Origin of the sequence: Streptomyces sp. NPDC001796 (assembly GCF_042892355.1) — a bacterium.
Classification (GTDB): domain Bacteria; phylum Actinomycetota; class Actinomycetes; order Streptomycetales; family Streptomycetaceae; genus Streptomyces.
The window spans coordinates 84,422-101,683 of record NZ_JBIAUC010000008.1 but is presented as its reverse complement, the minus strand read 5'-3'; the positions used below and the strand labels follow the sequence as shown (position 1 = coordinate 101,683).

The following is a 17,262-nucleotide window of genomic DNA, read 5'->3' as shown; positions in this document are numbered from 1 at the left end:
TCCTGAGCAGAGGGAATCGGGGGGATGTCCGTCCTGGTCGGACTCAGTCCTTCACCGCGCCCGCGGTCACACCCGCGGCCACGTAGCGCTGTGCGAGGACCAGCAGAACGGCTGCGGGGATCGACGCGACGACGGCGGTGGCCATGATCGCGTTCCATTCCTGGTTGTTGTTGCCGATGTAGTGGTAGATGCCGAGGGTGATCGGGCGCAGATCGCCGCCGCCGTCGAGGGTGTTGGCGAAGACGAAGTCGGACCAGGCCCACAGGAAGCTGAAGAGCGAGACGGTGACCACGGCGTTGCGGCTCACCGGAAGCACGACGGACCGGAAGGTGCGCCAGGTGCCGGCGCCGTCGATGCGGGCCGCGGCGATGAGCTCACCGGGGATACCGGACATGAACGCCGTGAAGATCATGACGCCGAAGGGCACGGCGATGGTGGAGTCCGCGATGATGAGCCCCCACCAGGAGTTGAGCAGCCCGAGGTCGAGGAAGATCCCGTAGAAGCCCATCGCCATGACGATGCCCGGGATCATCTGGGCCACCAGCAGGGCGAGACCGAGGAAGCCGCCGCCCCGGGGCCGCAGCTTGGCCAGCGCGAAGCCGGCCGGCGCGGCGAGGACCAGGGTGAGGACGACCGTGCCCAGGCCGATCAGCAGACTGGTGCCCAGGTACGGCATCTGGTCGTCGAGGACGGCCCGGTAGCCCTCGAAGGTGGGGTGCAGCGGGAGGAGGTCGGGCGGGCTCTTGCGCATGTCCTGCTGCGGGGTGAGGGACACGTTCAGCATCCAGTACACCGGGAACAGCATCACGGCGGTGAGCAGGACGCCGATGACGGTGTAGAGGCGCGAGCGCCGGGCGGAGCCGCGGTGGGCGGTCATGCTTCCTGCCTCCTCTGGACGCGGATGTACAGCAGCCCGAAGACGAGGGCGATGAGGATGAGGATGTTGCCGACCGCGGCGCCGGGGCCGAACTCCGGCAGGAGCGTGCCGAAACCGAGCTGGTAGGACCACGTCGCCAGGGTGGACGAGGCGTCACCGGGACCGCCCTTGGTCATGATCCAGATCAGGTCGAACACCTTGAGGGTGTAGACCAGACCGAGCAGCAGCGTGATCGCCGAGACCGGGCGCAGCAGCGGAAAGGTGACGCGCCGGAACTGCTGCCAGGCGCCGGCCCCGTCCAGGGACGCCGCCTCGTACAGCTCCGCGGGGATGTTCTGCAGACCGCTGTAGAGGATGACCAGGTTGAACGGGATGCCGATCCAGATGTTCGCGATGACGACCGACGTCAGTGCCCAGTCGGGGGAGTTGAGCCAGTCGACGGGGGACGCACCGACGAGGTGCAGGGCGTAGTTGATGACACCGGACTCGCTGTTGAACATCCACGACCAGGTCGACGCCGACACGATCAGCGGAAGCAGCCACGGGATCAGGAACAGCGCCCGGAGCGTGCCGGCCAGCCGGAAGTGCCGGTTGAAGAAGACCGCGAGGGCGAGCCCGGCCGCGTACTGGAAGGCGATCGACACGAAGGTGAAGATCATGGTGTGGCGCATCGCCGGGCCGAACGTCGGATCGCCGAGGACCGTTCTGAAGTTGTCCAACCCGGAGAACGGCGCGTCGCCCGCCACGAACGAACGGACGGTGTAGTTGCGCAGGCTCAGGTCGAGGTTGCGGTAGAGCGGGTAGAGGTAGAAGGCGGCGAGGTAGACGACCAGCGGAGCGAGGAAGGCCAGCGCGGTGAGCCGGCTCCTGCGGCGCTGACGGCGCCGCAGTGCCGACGAGTCCTTCCCGTAGGTGGCGCCGGTCGCCCCGGACCTGGCCGGGGACCGCTGGGAGCGGCGGTCGACGCGGGCGATGGTCATGCGAACTCCTGGATGCGGGTGGCGTGTCCGGGGCGGAGGCGTCCGGGTGTCAGCTCTTGCCGTTGGCGGCGGCCGTCTGCGCGGTGTCGAGGGCGTCCTGCGGGCTCTTGCTGCCGGACAGGGCGGACTGCACGGCGGTCCACATCGGCTGGGAGATCGTCGGGTACTTGGTGCCCAGACCGCCGCTGGTGCGACCGCGCGCCGCGCCCACCGCAGTCACCCACGGCTTCAGCTCCGGGTTCGCCTTCACCTGCTGGGCCTGGACCTCCTGGGTGGGGGCGACGTACATCAGGGTGTTGTCCGTCGAGAGCAGGTTGGCGGAGCTGGTCAGACACGTGACGATCTTCTTGTCGGCCTCGTAGCGCGAGCTGTCCTTCTGCACCGGGACGGTGACGAACTCGCCGCCGGTCGGTACCGGCGCCGAACCGCCGTTCTGCCCCGGGATGCCGATGACCCCGTACGGGAACCCGGCCTTCGCGGCGTTGCCGAGCTGCCAGGTGCCGTTCTCGCCGAACGCGTAGTCGCCCGTGGCGAACTCCTGCCAGCTCGTGGTCTGGGTGTTCTGCAGGACGTCCTTGGGCGCGTAGCCCTCGTCGACCCACTGCTTCCACAGCGACAGGGCGGCCACGCCCTTGGGCGAGTCGAGCTTGGTGAGGTCGCCACCCGCGCCCCAGAACCAGGGCAGGAACTGGAAGCTGCCCTCTTCCGTGTTGATCGCGGAGAACGTGATGCCCTTCATGCCGGCCGCCTTGACCTTCTTCAAGGCCTCGGTCAGGGAGGCCCAGTCCGTGACGGAGGCGGGGTCGACGTGGGCGGCGGACAGGACCTTCTTGTTGTAGTAAAGGGCGAGCGTGTTGGCGCCGATCGGGACCCCGTAGGCGGAGCCGTCGATGGTGCCCGCGCCGATGATGTTCTTCTGGATCGCGGACGTGTCCAGGCCGAGGTCGCTGGTCTTGTTGAGGATGCCCGCCTCCACCAGCGTGGAGACGACCGGGTTGTCCACGAGCATGACGTCGGGGGCGTTGCCCTGCTGCGCGGCCAGCAGCGCTTTGTTGCCGAGGTCCGTGGTGTCCATCCCGGTGCGCTTGACCTTGACCCCGGCGTCGGTACCGCACCTGGTGACGAGCTTGCCCCATGCCGAGGAGGCGTCGAACTGCGGGTACGGGTCCCAGAAGGTGTAGGTCGCACCCGACTTGCCGGACGAGGACGAGGAGGAGCCCGAACCGCCGCCGCAGGCGGTGGCGGAGGCGAGGGTGCCGATGACGGCGACGGCGGCGAGCAGGGTGCGGCGGGTGTGTCTCACGGGTGACCTCGATGTCTTGGGGTGGCGCGGGGCTGGGGGAGGGGAGTGGAGGAGGAGCGCGCTCAGGAGGTCGGCAGCCAGACGCGCATGCTGCCGTCCTGGCGGTTGGCCCAGGCGTAGTAGGGGATCGCCGTCAGCTCGAGGGGCTCGCCGGCCGAGGGGTCGTCGGCGCCCTCCGCGGTCCGGTACGGCCACCAGCCGGCGTCGGGGATGTGCCGGCGGTGCCCGGCGGCCACGACGGTGGTGACACCGCCGAGCAGGTCCGGGCGGTGCTTCACGGCGAGCGGGCGGGTGGTGTCGATGACGACGTCGTCCAGACCGCCGCCGGGGTGGTCGACCTGCTCCAGGCAGTACACGAGCGGTCCGCGTTCGATCGCCACACAGCCGCGTACGGCGTCCACGCGCGGGTCGGCCGCGGTGAGGCGTGGTTCGAGGGCGAGTTCGAGGACGACCTGGTCTCCGGACGCCCAGCTGCGCTCCAGCCTCAGCCAGCCGTCGTCGACGGGCGCGTCGGTGTGGTCGTACGCCGTGTCCCCGACCCGGACCCGGTACTGGCGGCACCACTGCGGGACGCGCAGGGACAGCGTCCAGGGTCGCTCCTCAGGGGCCTCCTCGACCATGAGGGCGATCGCGCCGTGCCAGGGGTAGTCCGTCACGGCGCTCACGGCGATCGGGACGCCGTCGATCTCGCCCTCGTAGCGCCCGGTGACGTACTGGTGGATCTGCAGGCCGCCCGCGTCGGTCGAGGCGAGGTAGTGCTCCAGGGAGGCCAGCAGCCGCATGACGTTCGGCGGGCAGCAGGCGCAGCGGAACCAGCGGGTGCGGCGGGCCGACTGGTCGCCACCTGTGTCGGTGTGACCGTCGCGCACCTGCAGCGGGTTGACGTACAGCCAGCGCTCGCCGTCCAGGGAGACCCCGGCGAGGAAACCGTTGTACAGGGTGCGCTCGATCAGGTCCGAGTAGCGGGCCTCACCGGTGAGCAGGGCCATGCGCCAGCTCCACTGCACGGAGGCGATGGCGGCGCAGGTCTCGCAGTATGCGCGCTCGTTGGGCAGCTCGTACGGGTCGCCGAAGTCCTCTTTGTCGTGGTGGGCGCCGAGGCCGCCGGTCACGTGGGTCTTGGTGGCGGTCATCGCCTGCCACAACCGTTCGGCGGCGGCGCGCAGCTCGGCCTCCCCGGTCTCGGTCGCCAGGTCGGCCGCGGCGGCCAGCAGGTAGAGCTGGCGTACGGCGTGCCCCTCCACGTCGGTGGCCTCGCGCAACGGCACGCGGTCCTGGCAGTACGCCTCGTTGCCGAGCAGGCCGTGGCCGTGGCGGTCGACGAAGTAGGCCGCGAGGTCCAGGTAGCGCTGTTCGCCGGTCTCCCGGTAGAGCTCGACCAGGGCGGTCTCCACCTCGGGGTGACCGTCGATGCCGTCGACGGGCTTGCCGCTGCCGGGCGGACCGAAGACCGAGTCGATGTGGTCGGCGAAACGGCGGGCCACATCGAGCAGTTCTGTCCCTCCGGTCGCCCGGTGGTGGGCCACCGCGGCCTGGATCAGATGGCCGGCGCAGTACAGCTCGTGGCCCCAGCGGAGGTCCTCGTAGCGCCTGCCGCCCTCGCGGAGCTGGAGCCAGGTGTTGAGATAGCCGTCGGGCTGCTGGGCGTCCGCGACCAGCGCGACGATCCGGTCCACCGCGTGGGCGAGTTCACCGTCGTCCTCGGGCTCCGCCCGCTGGGCGAGCTGCCAGGAGGCGGCCTCCAGCCACTTGTAGACGTCGGAGTCCTGGAACGGGTAGGTGCCCTGGAACTCGCCCTCGGCGGTGCCCGCCACCACCCGCAGGTTGTGCAGGTTTCCCGCCGACTCCAGCAGGTGTGGGCCCTGCGGGATGGAGGTGCGCGCGTTGACCTCGCGCCGGGCGTGCCAGAAGCCCTCGCGGATGCCGACGGCGGCGGGACGCAGCGCGGTGTGGGCACCCGTACCCGGGCGGACGGGGCCCGGGGAGGGCGGGGCTGTGCGTGTGCGGGGCATGGTTCTCCGGGGTGCGTCGCGGGACGGGAGCAGCCGACGCGGTCGCTTCGGCTGCGAGGAGACAAGGAGACAAGGAGACTGAGACGCGAAGCGGTGCATGTTTGAGCAACCGTTTTTCTTCGGTGAAAGTAGTGGACGGCAGCAGGCGGCGGTCAAGGGGGATGACGCGATATTTTTCCGCTTGCTCACGGGCTGGCGCTCGGGCCCGCGCTGCTGCCAGGATGGTGCGTACCGTTACCCTCGAGGAAAAGGTTTGCCCGTGACCCCTGCTGCAGGCATCCCCTCCGCCGGCCGGGCCAGGCTCGCCGATGTCGCCGCCCTGGCGGGTGTCAGCGTCGGCACGGCGTCGAAGGCGCTGAACGGCGGCGGCAGGATGCGTCCCGAGACCCGGCAGCGGGTGCTGGAAGCGGTGGAAGCACTGGGGTTCCGGCCCAACCAGCACGCCCAGAGCCTGCACACCGGCCGCAGTTGGACGGTCGGGCTGATGACGACGGACGGCATCGGCCGGTTCAGTACCCCGGTGCTGCTCGGCGCGGAGGACGCCCTCGGGGCCGGGAAGATCTCCGTGCTGCTGTGCGACACGCGCGGCGATGCCATCCGGGAGCAGCACCATCTGCGCAACCTCATGGACCGCCGCGTCGACGGCATCATCGTCACCGGCCGCCGCACGGACCCCCGCCCCCCGCTGACCGGCATCGAGTCGGTCCCCATCGTCTACGCGCTCTCGCCCTCGACCGACCCGGCCGACACCTCGGTGGTATCCGACGACCAGGGCGGGGCACACCTCGCCGTGGACCACCTGCTGGCCACCGGCCGTACCCGGATCGCGCACGTCACCGGCCCGGAGCACCACGCGGCGGCCCGCGACCGGGCCCGGCACACCATCGAGCACCTGGAGCGATCCTCGCTGCGGCTGGCGACCGGGCGGGCCCACTTCGGCGAGTGGAGCGAGGCGTGGGGCCGCCGCGCCGCCGACGCCGTCCTGCGCACGGCACCGGACACGGACGCCTTCTTCTGCGGCAACGACCAGATCGCCCGGGGTGTCACCGACACGCTGCGCGAACGCGGGGTGAGCGTGCCCGGTGACATCGCGGTCGTGGGCTATGACAACTGGGACACGATGGCGCTGGCCAGCCGCCCGCCCCTGACCACCATCGACATGAACCTCGCCGAGATCGGCAGGATCGCCGCCCTGCGCCTGCTGGAGGCCATCGACGCCGAACCGGTGCCTGGCCTGCACACGGTGCCGTGCCGGCTGGTGGTGCGCGAGTCCAGCTGAGAGCCGCCGGCCGCACGGCAGTGACCGCTGTCCTGCGCCGGCCGGCCTCGAACGCCTGTCCGCGGGGCCCCTCCGATGGGCTGGACCAGACTTGCCTCTTTGCGATACTTGGGCCAATTAAGCCGATTTGGCTATTTGTCCACAAGGTGATGATCTGGTGACACGCAGAGAGCAGGCCGAGGGACTGCGGTTCCACGAGCCCGCTGTGGCCGGTGTCCGTGCCGTGGCTCAGGTGGCGGCCCTGATGACTGCCGCGTTCGGCGTCATGGGCCTGTCCGGCTGGGTCTTCGGCATCGGCGTGCTGAAGAGCGTGCTGCCCGGCGTCGCCGCGTCCATGAAGCCGAACGCCGCCGTGGGACTGCTCGCGCTGGGCCTCTCCGTGTTCATGGTGGCTCACCGGCCCGTGACGCCGCTGAAGACCAACGCGGCCCGTGCGGCCGCGGTCCTGGCCGCGGTGATCGGCGGGGTCACCCTTCTCGAGTACCTGACCAGGGCGAACGCAGGCATCGATCAGCTTCTCTTCAGGGATGACACCGCGCGGGTGGCGACCGGGGCGCCGGGACGGATGGCCCCGAACACGGCTGTGGCACTGACGGTCGGGAGCGTGGCGTCACTGTGCGCGAGCACCTTCCGGCTGCCCGCCTGGACGAGTCAGATCCCGGCACTGGCCGTCCTCACCCTGGGCATGCTGCGGCTCTACGGCTTCGCCTACGCCGTGCCTCAGCTGGAGCGGTTCGGCGGGTACACCAGCATGGCCCTGCACACCGCGCTGGCCCTGGTGCTGCTCGGAATCGCCGCCTTCCTGACCCGGCCGGACCAAGGCCCCGCGGGACTGCTGATGAACGCGGGCACCACGGGCGCGCTGGGCCGCCGGCTGTTCGCCACCATCCTGGTCGCGCCGCCGCTGCTGGGCTGGGGCGTCCTGGCCGGTGAGGACGCAGGTCTGTACGGGAGGCGTCTGGGCACCGCGCTGCTGGTGTGCGGCCACCTGATCGTGTTCACCGTGGTCGTCTTCTCCGCCTTGGCCGTGGGCCGGCGTATCGAGGTGGCGCACGCGCGTGCCGAATATCAGGTGCGGCAGAACGAACTGCTCCAGGCGTTCATGGACCACACGCCCGCGGTGATGTTCATCAAGGACCTGGACGGTCGCCTGCTGGCGCTCAACACGAAGTTCGAGGAGAGCATCGGACTGTCCCGCGAACGGCTACTGGGCCGGCGGGACCAGGATGTCCTGCCGCCGGACGTAGCCCGTCACGCGCGGGCTGCCGACCTCGACATGCTGGCACGGGGCACCCCCGTGCAGCGGCAGGAGCATTTCGACCTGCCGGGAGGGCCACGGGACTTCCTCACCACTGTGTTCCCGCTCAACGATCCGCACGGCGCGCCCTACGCCGTGGCCGGTGTGCTCACCGACATCACCGAACGGGTGGCGGCCCAGCGCGAGGTGGAGCGGGCCAACCGGCGCTTCCTCGCGCTGCTGGAATCCGCACCCGACGCCACCCTGATCACGGACGGCGACGGTGTCATCGTCATGGCCAACGCACAGGTGGAGCCACTGTTCGGCCGTGCGCCGGCCGGTGTCGTCGGCACCAAGGTCGAGGACCTGGTGCCCGGCCCGCAGCGCCCAGTGCACAGCGCGCTCCTGCGCCGGTATCTGCACCTGCCCGACCCGAAGCCGACGGTACTGGACAGGGGCCTGTACGGGCTGCACAGCGACGGCAGTGAGTTCCCCGTGGAAGTCAGCATCAGCACCTTCCAGGCCGAACAGGAAACTCTGGTCTTCCTCACCGTTCGGGACATCACCGAACGCAAGCAGGCCGAGGCCGAACGCGCCGAGCGCTACGAGCAGCAACGACGCATCGCCTACACGCTGCAGCACAGCCTCATGGGCGATCCTCCCCGCCTGCCGCACCTGCCCAGCGCGCACCGGTACCTGGCATCCGTCCAGGACCCCGGGGTCGGCGGCGACTGGTTCGACATCATCCCCCTGGACCAGAACCGCACCGGCGTCGTCATCGGCGACGTGATGGGCCGGGGCCTGGACGCGGCGGCCGTCATGGGCCAGCTGCGCGCCGCCGCCCATGCGCTGGCCCGTACGGGTACACCGCCGTGGCGGCTCATGACCGGGCTGGACGCGTTCGTCGACGACCTGGCGGACCAGCTCGTCACATGCTGCTACCTCGTGATCGACCAGGGCGCCCGCGAGGTCACCCTGTGCTCGGCCGGGCACCTGCCGGTCATCGCAGTGAACCGCGAAGGCTCCGCCCGGCGGCGGCGGGCTCCGGTCAGCGTGCCGCTGGGCGTCAACGACTCGTGTGGCGGCGGGCTGCCGTTCCGGGAGACGACCCATCGGCTGTCACCGGGCAGCACACTCGCCCTCTACACCGACGGACTGGTCGAGAGACCTGGCACCGACATCGACACCCAGATCGACGTCCTCGCCCACACCCTCGGCACGGCGCTGAAGGGCGCTCCGGCCGACCCGGAAATCCTCGATCAGGCCACGGACCGGTTGATCGCGACCCTCATCCCGGACACGGCCGCCCATGACGACGACGTGACGCTGCTCCTGGTCGGTGTGCCCGAGCCGGACGGGACCACCGTGCTTCCGATCGCAGGCGAAGCACGAGGTGTCCCACGTGCTGACAGGTCGCCGGGGCCAGGGTGACCACGTCGGGATCCCGGCAATTCTCCCAACCTGCGGCCCGCTCGGCCGACAGCCGCCACGGCGCGGGCGGGCACCCGTCGCCCCCTCAGTCGGGCAACGTGCCGCCCTCGCGCCAGGGTTCGCGTGCCGGTACGGCGGCCCGCATCGACCTCAGCGCCAGCAGCAGGACGCCGATGTCGTCCAGGTAGACGGGATCCGGCAACAGGTCGGTGGGCAGCACCAGGTACAGGACCGCGCCCCAGAACAGCCAGCGCGGGCCGGTGGGCAGCCCGGCACGGCGCAGGTCGCGGCGCGTGCGGACCAGCCGTCGCAGCAGGGCGAGGGCCACGCCGAGCAGGGCCGCCGCGAGGACGGCGGCGACGGCGAGCGCGGCCCAGGTCGTGGAGTCCATGCACAGCTCCGGGCATCCGTAGGAGTCGTCCTCTCCTACGGATGCCCGCTTCGCGGTGGACTGTGCGCGTGCCCGGCCGAACGCCCCGGACGGCCGCGGAGGAAGGCGGTGGTGCCGGTGCGTCAGTGCCCGGGGCGTGCCCCGTTGCTGTCCATCAGCGCCTGGCTGACGGCGCGTACGCTGCGCGCGATGTGCTGCAGCTGCATGACCTCGGCGGCGTACATCCTGATCGTGTGCTCGATGACCGACTCCGGCAGACCGAGAGCCGGCAACTCCGCGCGGGCCGTCTGCAGTGCGGTGCGGGCCACCCGGACCTCGTTCTGCACCTGGATCTGGGCGTGCCGCGCGAGCAGGACGGGATGACGGATCAGGGCCGGGTAGCTGCCGTAGCGCGCGGGCACCAGTTCCCGCAGCCACTTGGCCGCCGACCGCTCCCAGTCGTAGCTGCCGGGGGTTTTGACCTGGCACGGCCAGTCCGAGCTGATCGGCGAGTACGTCGTCAAGGCCATGATGTTCGCTTCCGGGTCACGTCGGCTCAGGGTGCTGCGGCGACTTCGGGGGCGGCTCCGGTCTAGGGGAGGGCCGGAGCCGCCACCACGGATGCCCGCGCAGCGGGGCCCGGCCGGACACCCGGGGCCCGTGGGTAGGAGCGGACGACTCCGGATGTCCGTACGGCGCGTCCCGGCCGTACCGGTCCGCGATCCGCGAGAAGTATTTATATATACCGGCGGATACGCAAGGACATGAAAAAATTCATGTTGTGTTTGGTGCGAGAGATCCGGTTTGGCAGGTTCCTCGGTCCGGCGCCCGGGCCGGTCAGTCCTTGAGGAAGAACTGGTGCTGGTCGGCGATCTGCTCGTACTCCTCCAGGCGGGCCTGCGTCCGCTCCGGATCGGCGTCGGTCATCGCCTGCAGCAACGCCGCGGCCATCAGACCGGGGGCGGCGTAGGAGTCGAACACCAGGCGGGAGCCGGTGCCGGTGGCGAACACGACGTCGGCCTCGTCCGCGAGCGGACCCAGTCCCAGATCCGTGATCAGGGCCACCCTGAGCCCCGCGCTGCGCGCCACCCGCACCGCGGTCAGGCTCTCCTGGGCGTGCCGGGGCATCCCGAAGGCCAGCACCCAGGTGCCGCCGGCCTCCCGCGACTGCAACATCGCGTCGTAGGCGACGGTCCCGCCGCGCGTCACCAGCCGTACGTCGGGGTGGATACGCCGGGCGCCGTAGGCGAAGTACTCGGCGAGGGAGGCGGAGATCCTCAGGCCCATCACGGTCAGCGGCGTCGACGCCGACAGTGCCCGCCCGATCCGGATCACCTGGTCCGGGTCGGCGAAGTCCCGGCGCAGGTTCTCCAGGTTCTCGATCTCGGCGTCCACGGCCGCCTGCAACTCGTTGGCGCGCTGCTCCGCCGGAGTGCCCGGGCTGCCCAGGGTGCCCAGGGCGATGGACTGCAACTTCTCCCGCAGCGCGGGGTAGCCGCTGAAGCCGACGGCCGCGGCGAATCGGGTCACCGAAGGCTGACTCACTCCCACCCGCTCGGCCAGATCCGTGATCGACAGGAACGCGGCCTCGGTGATGTGCTCGATCAGGTACTGGGCGATCCGGCGGTGCCCCGGGGACAGCCGGGGACCGTCGAACAACTCTCTGAGCTGGGACGTCGGGCTGGCACCCGCTTCCGGGGCCGTCTTGCCCGCAGTGATCGCAGACGCCTGCGCGCGTGTCTGCTGCGGCGATGGCACCGGACCTCCTCCGTCGTGTCCCGAGGCCTTCAACATAGCTCACCAACAGCGCTGACCAGGGGGCTTACCGCCCATATCGCGGACTGCTCCCCGACAGGCGGGCCGGGGACACGCGCCGTACCGTCGTGCATGGGCCCCTTGGTGCGGGGTACCCGCGTCGGCCGTCCGGTCGGCCCATCGGTCTGCCATCGCGAGGAGAGGAGCGGCCGTGAACGCGTCCGAAACGCACGCACCACAGGTCGAAGTAGTGGTCAGCGACTGCTCGGCGACGGACGCCGGGAACCTGTTCGCCGAGCTGTGCCGGCAGTTCGGCTCGGACCGCACCGCCGAGGAGGCGCCCCATGAGGCGCACACGTCCAGGCCCACGATGTGGACCGGGACGTTCGACACGTCGGCCACGCGCGGCACGGACGAGCGCCCGTCGCCGCCACCGCCGCTGTCCGGCCCGGTCAAGGCCGAGCTGCAGGGTGAGCCCAGGGCCGTGGAGCGACTGCGCCGCGCCCTGGACGAGCTGTACGCCGTCCACCAGCTCGGCGTCGTCGCCGGGGACCAGGAGATCGACGTCGAGCTGCTCCTGGAGAGCCGGGCGCGGCCCTGAGCGTCACACCTTGGCGTCATGCCGGTGCCGCCGCGGGGCACCAGTGGGGCGGGCGCGGACGGAAGTGAACCGTCCGCGTCCGCCCTCGGTGCGCGGCCGCCCCGTCCGCCCTCGGTTTGCGGCCGCCCCGAACGCCCCGCCCCCGCCCGCGGACTGCCCTCGTCCGCGGCTGCGCCCCCGCGCCCGGCACCGACGGCTCGTTCCAGGTGCCGCCCCGCCGTTCGGCGGGGGATTCCCGCCGAACGGCGCGTGCCACGGCGACGGGGCGGCGGACACCATGAACGGCACTGGCCACACGGGCGTGGCCACGACGCGAGGAGCAGCCATGACCGCCGAGCCGACGACCTCCCCGGCGTCCACAGACGCCGAGCGCGCCTTTCCGCCGCCACCCTTCGATCCGGAGCTGGCGGCCGCGCTGGAGCTGATCGGCGAGCAGTTGTCCCCGGGCTTCCCGCCCGAGGCCATCCCCGACGTACGCGCCGGCATGATCGTCCCCCCGCCCTCCGACGACGAGCTGCGCCGCGGCGGCGCCTTCGAGGTGGAGGAGCGGGCGGTACCGGGACCGGCCGGCGCGCCCGACGTCTCCCTGCTCATCTGCCGGCCCACGGGTGCGACCGGTCCGCTGCCGGCCATCTACCACGCGCACGGGGGCGGGATGATCCTCGGCACCAACCGGTTCGGCGTGGACGAGGCGCTCGACTGGGCCGAGGAGCTGGGGCTGGTCGTGGTCTCCGTCGAGTACCGGCTGGCCCCCGAGCATCCGCACCCGGCGCCGATCGAGGACTGCTACGCAGGCCTGAAGTGGACCGCCGAGAACGCCAAGGAGCTCGGCGTCGACCCCGAGCGCATCATCCTCGCAGGCGGCAGCGCGGGCGGCGGCCTCACCGCGGCGCTGGCACTGCTCGCACGGGACCGCGGCGGACCGGCACTGCTGGGCCAGATGCTCATGTGCCCGATGCTGGACGACCGCAACGACTCGGTCTCCGCCCACCAGATGGCCGGGCGGGGCACATGGGACCGCACCGCCAACGCCACCGGCTGGGGCGCGCTCCTCGGCGACGCGCGCGGCGGACCGGACGTCTCCCCGTACGCCGCCCCGGCCCGCGCCACCGACCTGTCCGGTCTGCCGCCCGCCTTCATCGACGTCGGCTCCGCGGAGACCTTCCGCGACGAGGACGTCGCGTACGCCACCCGTATCTGGCAGGCGGGCGGACGCGCCGAACTCCATGTGTGGCCCGGCGGGTTCCACGGCTTCGACGGCTTCGCCCCGCAGGCCCTGCTCTCCCAGGAGGCACGGGCGGCCCGGTTGCGCTGGCTGCGGCGGCTGCTGAGCGCCTGACCGGGTAGGGGTGCCTTGCGGTTCGGCGCGGCGTCGCGGATTCACAAGGCACCCTCTACGCCCCTCCCCGTGCGGGGCGAGCGGTCCGCCGTGCCGGGGAGGCGGCGGTGGATCCGGCCCCCGGAGCTTGGCAGGGGCCGTGCGCACCCGCAGGATGGGGCCCGTGAAAGAGCTGGCAGGACGGCTCGCGGCGCTCGATCCCGACGCGGGCGCCGCGCTGCGCGTCATCGCGTACTTCGACCGCCTGACGGAGGAGCGTGCGGGCCTGGAGGCCCTGGTGCGCGGCGCCGCGGTCCTGTCCGGCAGCCCGGCCCGGCTGGCCGACGAACGGCGCGGCGTCCGCGTCCGTGTCGAACCCGACGGGGGCCGCCACGACACGGCGGACCCGCCCGATCCCGCCTTGCCGTGGGCGCCCCTGGCGACGGGCGCCGATGCCCCTGCGGACGACCCGGAGCAAGCCGGGCTGTGGTTGGAGCACCCCGGCCCGGCCGACGGCGTCCACGCCATGATCCTGGAGCGGGCCGTGGCAGCCGTTCGCCTGGTCCTGGACCGCACCCGGGGCCGGGCAGCGGCCGACGACCCGGCGCTCCTGGAGACGCTGCTGGACGCCTCCGCGCCACCCGCGGTACGGCTCAGCGCGGCGGCCCGGCTGGGACTCCACGCCGAACAGCGGGTACGGGCCGTCGCGCTGTACGGCGGCGGCGCCCGAGTGGAGCCCGCCGAACCCGTGCGAGGGCCGGCAGGGGAGGAGCCGCGGGCCGGGATAGGTCCCGCTGTGGAGCCCGTACGGCTGCCCGAGTCATGGGCTGCGGCCCGCACCGCGCTCCGCTTCACCGCCGAGGGCACCGCGCACGACCCCGGCCCCCGCACCGTCCACGCGGACGACCTGGGCGGACTGGCCCTGCTCGCCGGTGCGGTCGGCCCGGACACGCCGCCGATCCCGGACGTGCTGGCGCTGGAGCGTGCCGTCGCCGAGGCCCCGTGGGCCGCGGTGACCCTGCACGCCGTGGCGTCCGCGCCCAGTCTGCGGTCCGCCGCCGCGGAGCTGACGGTGCACCACTCCACGCTGCAGGAACGCCTGGCCCAGCTGGAGCACGTCCTCGGCTGGGACGTGCACGCCCCGCACAGCCGACTGCGCCTGCAACTCGCCCTGGCGACAAGGAGACTGCGGCGCTCCACGCCCGAGACCGCCGACTGCCCTCCTAGGCGAACAGCCGGTCCAGAAAGGCGTTCCCGAACACGCGGTGCGGGTCCAGCCGGGAGAGCACCGCGGACGTCTGGGGCCAGGACGGCCCGTCGCCGAACGAGCCGGGCACGGCGTCGTGCAGCACGTCCGGGTCCGACCACGCCGCCTGGTCCGTGTACGCCCACCCCTTGGACCACTCCACGCGCACGAGGCCCACCCCACCGTCGTAGGTGTCGAGCAGAAACCGCTCCAACTCCCGGTAGAACTCCTCGGCGTAGGGCGTGCCCGGCAGGGTGAGCACGTCGAGCCAGACCGCGGTGTCCCACTCCGGGTGATCGGCGCGCGGCCGCAACGCCGACAGCGACGGGGCCCGGGCGCCGGTGAGCCCGACGTCGGCGGGATCGTCGAGGCCCGTCACGCGGATCTCGACCTGGCCGTTGACCGGGAAGCGCCCGCGTGCGGCGTACGCGGTGAGCCGTTCCCGGTAGAAGGTGGTGAACTCGTGGACGACGCGCTGCACCCCGTCGCGTGAGGTGAGGACCGCGTACCCGTTGGCGGTGACCCGCAGCGTCGTGGGTCTGATGTACAGCAGCGTGTTCTTGGACGGCCCCCACAGGTCCGCGGAGAGCGTGGCGGTCAGGCCGAGCACGGCGGCGTCCAGCTGCGCGTTGCCCAGCTCGGGCGCGAGGTACCAGGCGGCGTCGGACACCATCCGTCCCGCGAGGTCCGCCACGAGCGTGGGCACGTGGTCGGAGAACGGGTAGTTGTACGGCGAGGTCACCGGCCGCGAGGTGAGCGGGCGCCGCGGGGCGACGCTCCACACCTTCAGCCAGGGGAACTCCGTGAAGGCGAACCAGATCGCCTCCGCCCGGCCCGTCTCGTCCAGGAAGCGCGCGAACGTCCGGCCGTCGCTGCCGGGCGCCGCGAAGAGCTCGGCGGCCGGGACGTCGGTGCGGCTGACGCAGCGGAGGTTGGTGTCGACGCCCACGCGCAGCACCACCTCGGTGACCAGGGCGCGGCCGAGATGGGTGAGCAGCGCGGCACCTTCGGCCTCGTCGCGCCGGTACGTGCGCAGGACGTAGGCGTCAGTGTCCTGGTCCCACACCACCGCGGTCAGGGACAGTACGAGATTGCTCAGCGAACCGTAGGTGTGCCCGGGCAGCCGGCTCTCGCCGTGGGCCGGGACCGCCGTGCCGTGGGCGTCGATGGCCAGGGCGCCGCCGAGGGTCAGGTCACCGGGCGCCGGCGCCGCGGTCAGACCCAGGCCGTGGTCCTCCAGGAAGCCGAGCAGGGCCTCGAGAGTGACGCCGGTGCCGGCCCGGACGGCGGCCGGATCGGTGGACTCCAGCGACAGCCCCGTGAGATGGGCGGCGGTGTCCACGAGCAGTACGGGCGACCCGGCCCCCGTGCCGTCGGGGATGGTCAGGGGCGACCAGCCGTGGGAGCAGCCGCGGGCGCGGACCGTCCAGCCCTGCCGTCGGGCCCAGTTGACCACGTCCACGACCTCTCGCGAGTCCGCCGGCGCACAGGCCCACAGTCCGTCGGCGGTGATCTCGCCCACCCAGTTGCGGTACGCCGTGCGGTACAGGCCGATGTCCGGCGGGAATCCGGGCAGCTCGTCCGCGGCGGCGGTGCCTTGCGTCAGGGCCGCGGTGGCGGTGGCCAGCGAAGCGGCGGTGAGCAGGAAACCCCGGCGCGTCCAGAAGGCTTCCCCGCCGCCTATGGCAGCATCGGGACCGGCTGGTGGTTCGGTCATGTCGCCCACGGTAGGCGCCAGTTGACACGTGTCTCCCTTCTGTCGCATCGATTCACCCGTACGGGTGATGTGGATGTATCCGGTCCGGGAGGGGCGTTCCGGCTGCGGCCGGGTGCGGATGACACACTGACCGCATGGAAGAGCGAGAATTCCGCAGGTCGGGGCAGCACGCATCGGTGATCGGCCTCGGCACCTGGCAGCTGGGGGCCGACTGGGGCGACGTCGACGACAAGGACGCCCACGAAGTGCTGGAGGCGGCGGCCGAGTCCGGGGTGACCTTCTTCGACACCGCCGATGTGTACGGCGACGGGCGCAGCGAACAGGCCATCGCCTCCTTCCTGCACGGCAGGCCCGACCTGCACGTGCTGGTGGCGACCAAGATGGGCCGCCGCGTCGACCAGATCCCGGAGAACTACGTCCTCGACAACTTCCGGGTCTGGAACGACCGCTCCCGCCGCAACCTCGGCGTCGACCGCATCGACCTGGTGCAGCTGCACTGCCCGCCGACGCCGGTCTACTCCTCCGGCGAGGTGTACGACGCCCTGGACACCCTGGTCGAGGAAGGCCGGGTCGCCGCCTACGGGGTGAGCGTCGAGACGTGCCAGGAGGCGCTGACCGCGATCGCCCGCCCGAACGTGGCGAGCGTGCAGATCATCCTGAACCCGTTCCGCATGAAGCCGCTGCGTGAGGTCCTCCCGGCCGCGCGGGAGGCCGGCGTGGGCATCATCGCCCGGGTGCCGCTCGCCTCCGGCCTGCTGTCGGGCAAGTACACCAAGGACACCGTCTTCGCCGCGAACGACCACCGCTCCTTCAACCGGCACGGTGAGGCCTTCGACCAGGGCGAGACCTTCTCCGGTGTCGACTTCGCCACCGGTGTGGAGGCGGCGGCCGAGTTCGCCGCGCTGGCGCCCGAGGGTTGCACGCCGGCCCAGCTTGCGCTCGCCTGGATCCTCCAGCAGCCCGGCGTGACCACGGTCATCCCCGGCGCCCGCTCCGCAGACCAGGCCCGTGCCAACTCGGCGGTCGCCAAGCTGCCCCCGCTGCCGCGCGAGACGCTCGACGCGATCCGGGACCTGTACGACCGCCGGATCAAGGAGCACGTCGAGGACCGCTGGTAGCCGCCCGACCCGTCGGCC

At 71.8% G+C, this 17,262-nt stretch carries 13 protein-coding genes and 1 pseudogene; 6 read left to right on the top strand and 8 right to left on the bottom strand.

The genetic code is table 11. The features are described from left to right. Positions 1–43: 43 nt before the first annotated feature. The 4 genes from ACFYZE_RS18465 to ACFYZE_RS18450 all read right to left on the bottom strand — a co-directional run bounded on the left by ACFYZE_RS18465 (position 44) and on the right by ACFYZE_RS18450 (position 5,172). Positions 44–877, bottom strand: coding sequence for a carbohydrate ABC transporter permease (locus ACFYZE_RS18465; RefSeq protein ID WP_388994667.1), 834 nt, complete (start codon positions 875–877; stop codon positions 44–46). Next, positions 874–1,857 (bottom strand): carbohydrate ABC transporter permease, encoded by a 984-nt coding sequence (locus tag ACFYZE_RS18460; protein ID WP_388994664.1) that lies wholly within the window; start codon positions 1,855–1,857, stop codon positions 874–876. The genes ACFYZE_RS18465 and ACFYZE_RS18460 overlap by 4 nt, the downstream gene beginning before the upstream one ends. Before the next feature lie 49 nt (positions 1,858–1,906). Further along, positions 1,907–3,160, bottom strand: a complete 1,254-nt coding sequence (locus ACFYZE_RS18455; RefSeq protein WP_388994661.1) for an extracellular solute-binding protein — start codon at positions 3,158–3,160, stop codon at positions 1,907–1,909. 62 nt (positions 3,161–3,222) lie between these two features. Continuing rightward, positions 3,223–5,172 carry a glycoside hydrolase family 127 protein gene (locus ACFYZE_RS18450; protein ID WP_388994658.1) on the bottom strand — a complete coding sequence of 650 codons (1,950 nt, stop codon included), beginning with the start codon at positions 5,170–5,172 and terminating at the stop codon, positions 3,223–3,225. Positions 5,173–5,431: 259 nt separating this feature from the next. Between ACFYZE_RS18450 and ACFYZE_RS18445 the strand changes: the two genes are divergently transcribed. Both ACFYZE_RS18445 and ACFYZE_RS18440 read left to right on the top strand, forming a co-directional pair. Then, complete coding sequence (locus ACFYZE_RS18445) at positions 5,432–6,451, top strand: LacI family DNA-binding transcriptional regulator (protein WP_388994655.1); 1,020 nt, start codon at positions 5,432–5,434, stop codon at positions 6,449–6,451. A 157-nt stretch (positions 6,452–6,608) separates the two neighbouring features. Next, positions 6,609–9,119 (top strand): SpoIIE family protein phosphatase, encoded by a 2,511-nt coding sequence (locus ACFYZE_RS18440; RefSeq protein ID WP_388994652.1) that lies wholly within the window; start codon positions 6,609–6,611, stop codon positions 9,117–9,119. Between the two features lie 85 nt (positions 9,120–9,204). Here the strand turns inward: ACFYZE_RS18440 and ACFYZE_RS18435 are convergent, their stop codons facing one another. From ACFYZE_RS18435 to ACFYZE_RS18425, 3 genes are all read right to left on the bottom strand, one after another. Beyond that, positions 9,205–9,510: a YkvA family protein gene (locus tag ACFYZE_RS18435; protein WP_388994649.1), complete on the bottom strand. Its 306-nt coding sequence runs from the start codon at positions 9,508–9,510 to the stop codon at positions 9,205–9,207. Positions 9,511–9,632: 122 nt separating this feature from the next. Further along, positions 9,633–10,019 carry a hypothetical protein gene (locus ACFYZE_RS18430; protein WP_388994646.1) on the bottom strand — a complete coding sequence of 129 codons (387 nt, stop codon included), beginning with the start codon at positions 10,017–10,019 and terminating at the stop codon, positions 9,633–9,635. Between the two features lie 307 nt (positions 10,020–10,326). Further along, positions 10,327–11,247: a MurR/RpiR family transcriptional regulator gene (locus tag ACFYZE_RS18425; RefSeq protein WP_388994643.1), complete on the bottom strand. Its 921-nt coding sequence runs from the start codon at positions 11,245–11,247 to the stop codon at positions 10,327–10,329. A gap of 208 nt (positions 11,248–11,455) precedes the next feature. On the opposite strand from ACFYZE_RS18425, the gene ACFYZE_RS18420 reads away from it, so the two are divergent. The 3 genes and pseudogenes from ACFYZE_RS18420 to ACFYZE_RS18410 form a co-directional block, all read left to right on the top strand. Beyond that, the gene (locus ACFYZE_RS18420; RefSeq protein WP_388994641.1) at positions 11,456–11,845 is read left to right on the top strand and encodes a hypothetical protein; all 390 of its coding nucleotides are present in this window, start codon (positions 11,456–11,458) and stop codon (positions 11,843–11,845) included. A 325-nt stretch (positions 11,846–12,170) separates the two neighbouring features. Next, entirely contained in the window at positions 12,171–13,184 is a 1,014-nt protein-coding gene (locus tag ACFYZE_RS18415; protein ID WP_388994638.1) for an alpha/beta hydrolase, read from the top strand. Positions 13,185–13,347: 163 nt separating this feature from the next. Beyond that, a pseudogene (locus tag ACFYZE_RS18410) lies at positions 13,348–14,361 on the top strand (helix-turn-helix domain-containing protein); the annotation flags it as partial. A gap of 25 nt (positions 14,362–14,386) precedes the next feature. Here ACFYZE_RS18410 and ACFYZE_RS18405 read toward each other — a convergent pair. Next, the gene (locus ACFYZE_RS18405) at positions 14,387–16,126 is read right to left on the bottom strand and encodes a cholesterol oxidase substrate-binding domain-containing protein (RefSeq protein ID WP_388994635.1); all 1,740 of its coding nucleotides are present in this window, start codon (positions 16,124–16,126) and stop codon (positions 14,387–14,389) included. A gap of 134 nt (positions 16,127–16,260) precedes the next feature. Between ACFYZE_RS18405 and ACFYZE_RS18400 the strand changes: the two genes are divergently transcribed. Continuing rightward, positions 16,261–17,244, top strand: a complete 984-nt coding sequence (locus ACFYZE_RS18400) for an aldo/keto reductase (protein WP_388994632.1) — start codon at positions 16,261–16,263, stop codon at positions 17,242–17,244. Positions 17,245–17,262 lie beyond the last annotated feature (18 nt).

Coding starts and splice junctions, on each gene's coding strand:
- ACFYZE_RS18450 (WP_388994658.1), bottom strand. CDS start 5,172: ATGCCCCGCACACGCACAGCCCCGCCCTCCCCGGGCCCCGTCCGCCCG.
- ACFYZE_RS18405 (WP_388994635.1), bottom strand. CDS start 16,126: ATGACCGAACCACCAGCCGGTCCCGATGCTGCCATAGGCGGCGGGGAA.
- ACFYZE_RS18430 (WP_388994646.1), bottom strand. CDS start 10,019: ATGGCCTTGACGACGTACTCGCCGATCAGCTCGGACTGGCCGTGCCAG.
- ACFYZE_RS18435 (WP_388994649.1), bottom strand. CDS start 9,510: ATGGACTCCACGACCTGGGCCGCGCTCGCCGTCGCCGCCGTCCTCGCG.
- ACFYZE_RS18460 (WP_388994664.1), bottom strand. CDS start 1,857: ATGACCATCGCCCGCGTCGACCGCCGCTCCCAGCGGTCCCCGGCCAGG.
- ACFYZE_RS18465 (WP_388994667.1), bottom strand. CDS start 877: ATGACCGCCCACCGCGGCTCCGCCCGGCGCTCGCGCCTCTACACCGTC.
- ACFYZE_RS18415 (WP_388994638.1), top strand. CDS start 12,171: ATGACCGCCGAGCCGACGACCTCCCCGGCGTCCACAGACGCCGAGCGC.
- ACFYZE_RS18400 (WP_388994632.1), top strand. CDS start 16,261: ATGGAAGAGCGAGAATTCCGCAGGTCGGGGCAGCACGCATCGGTGATC.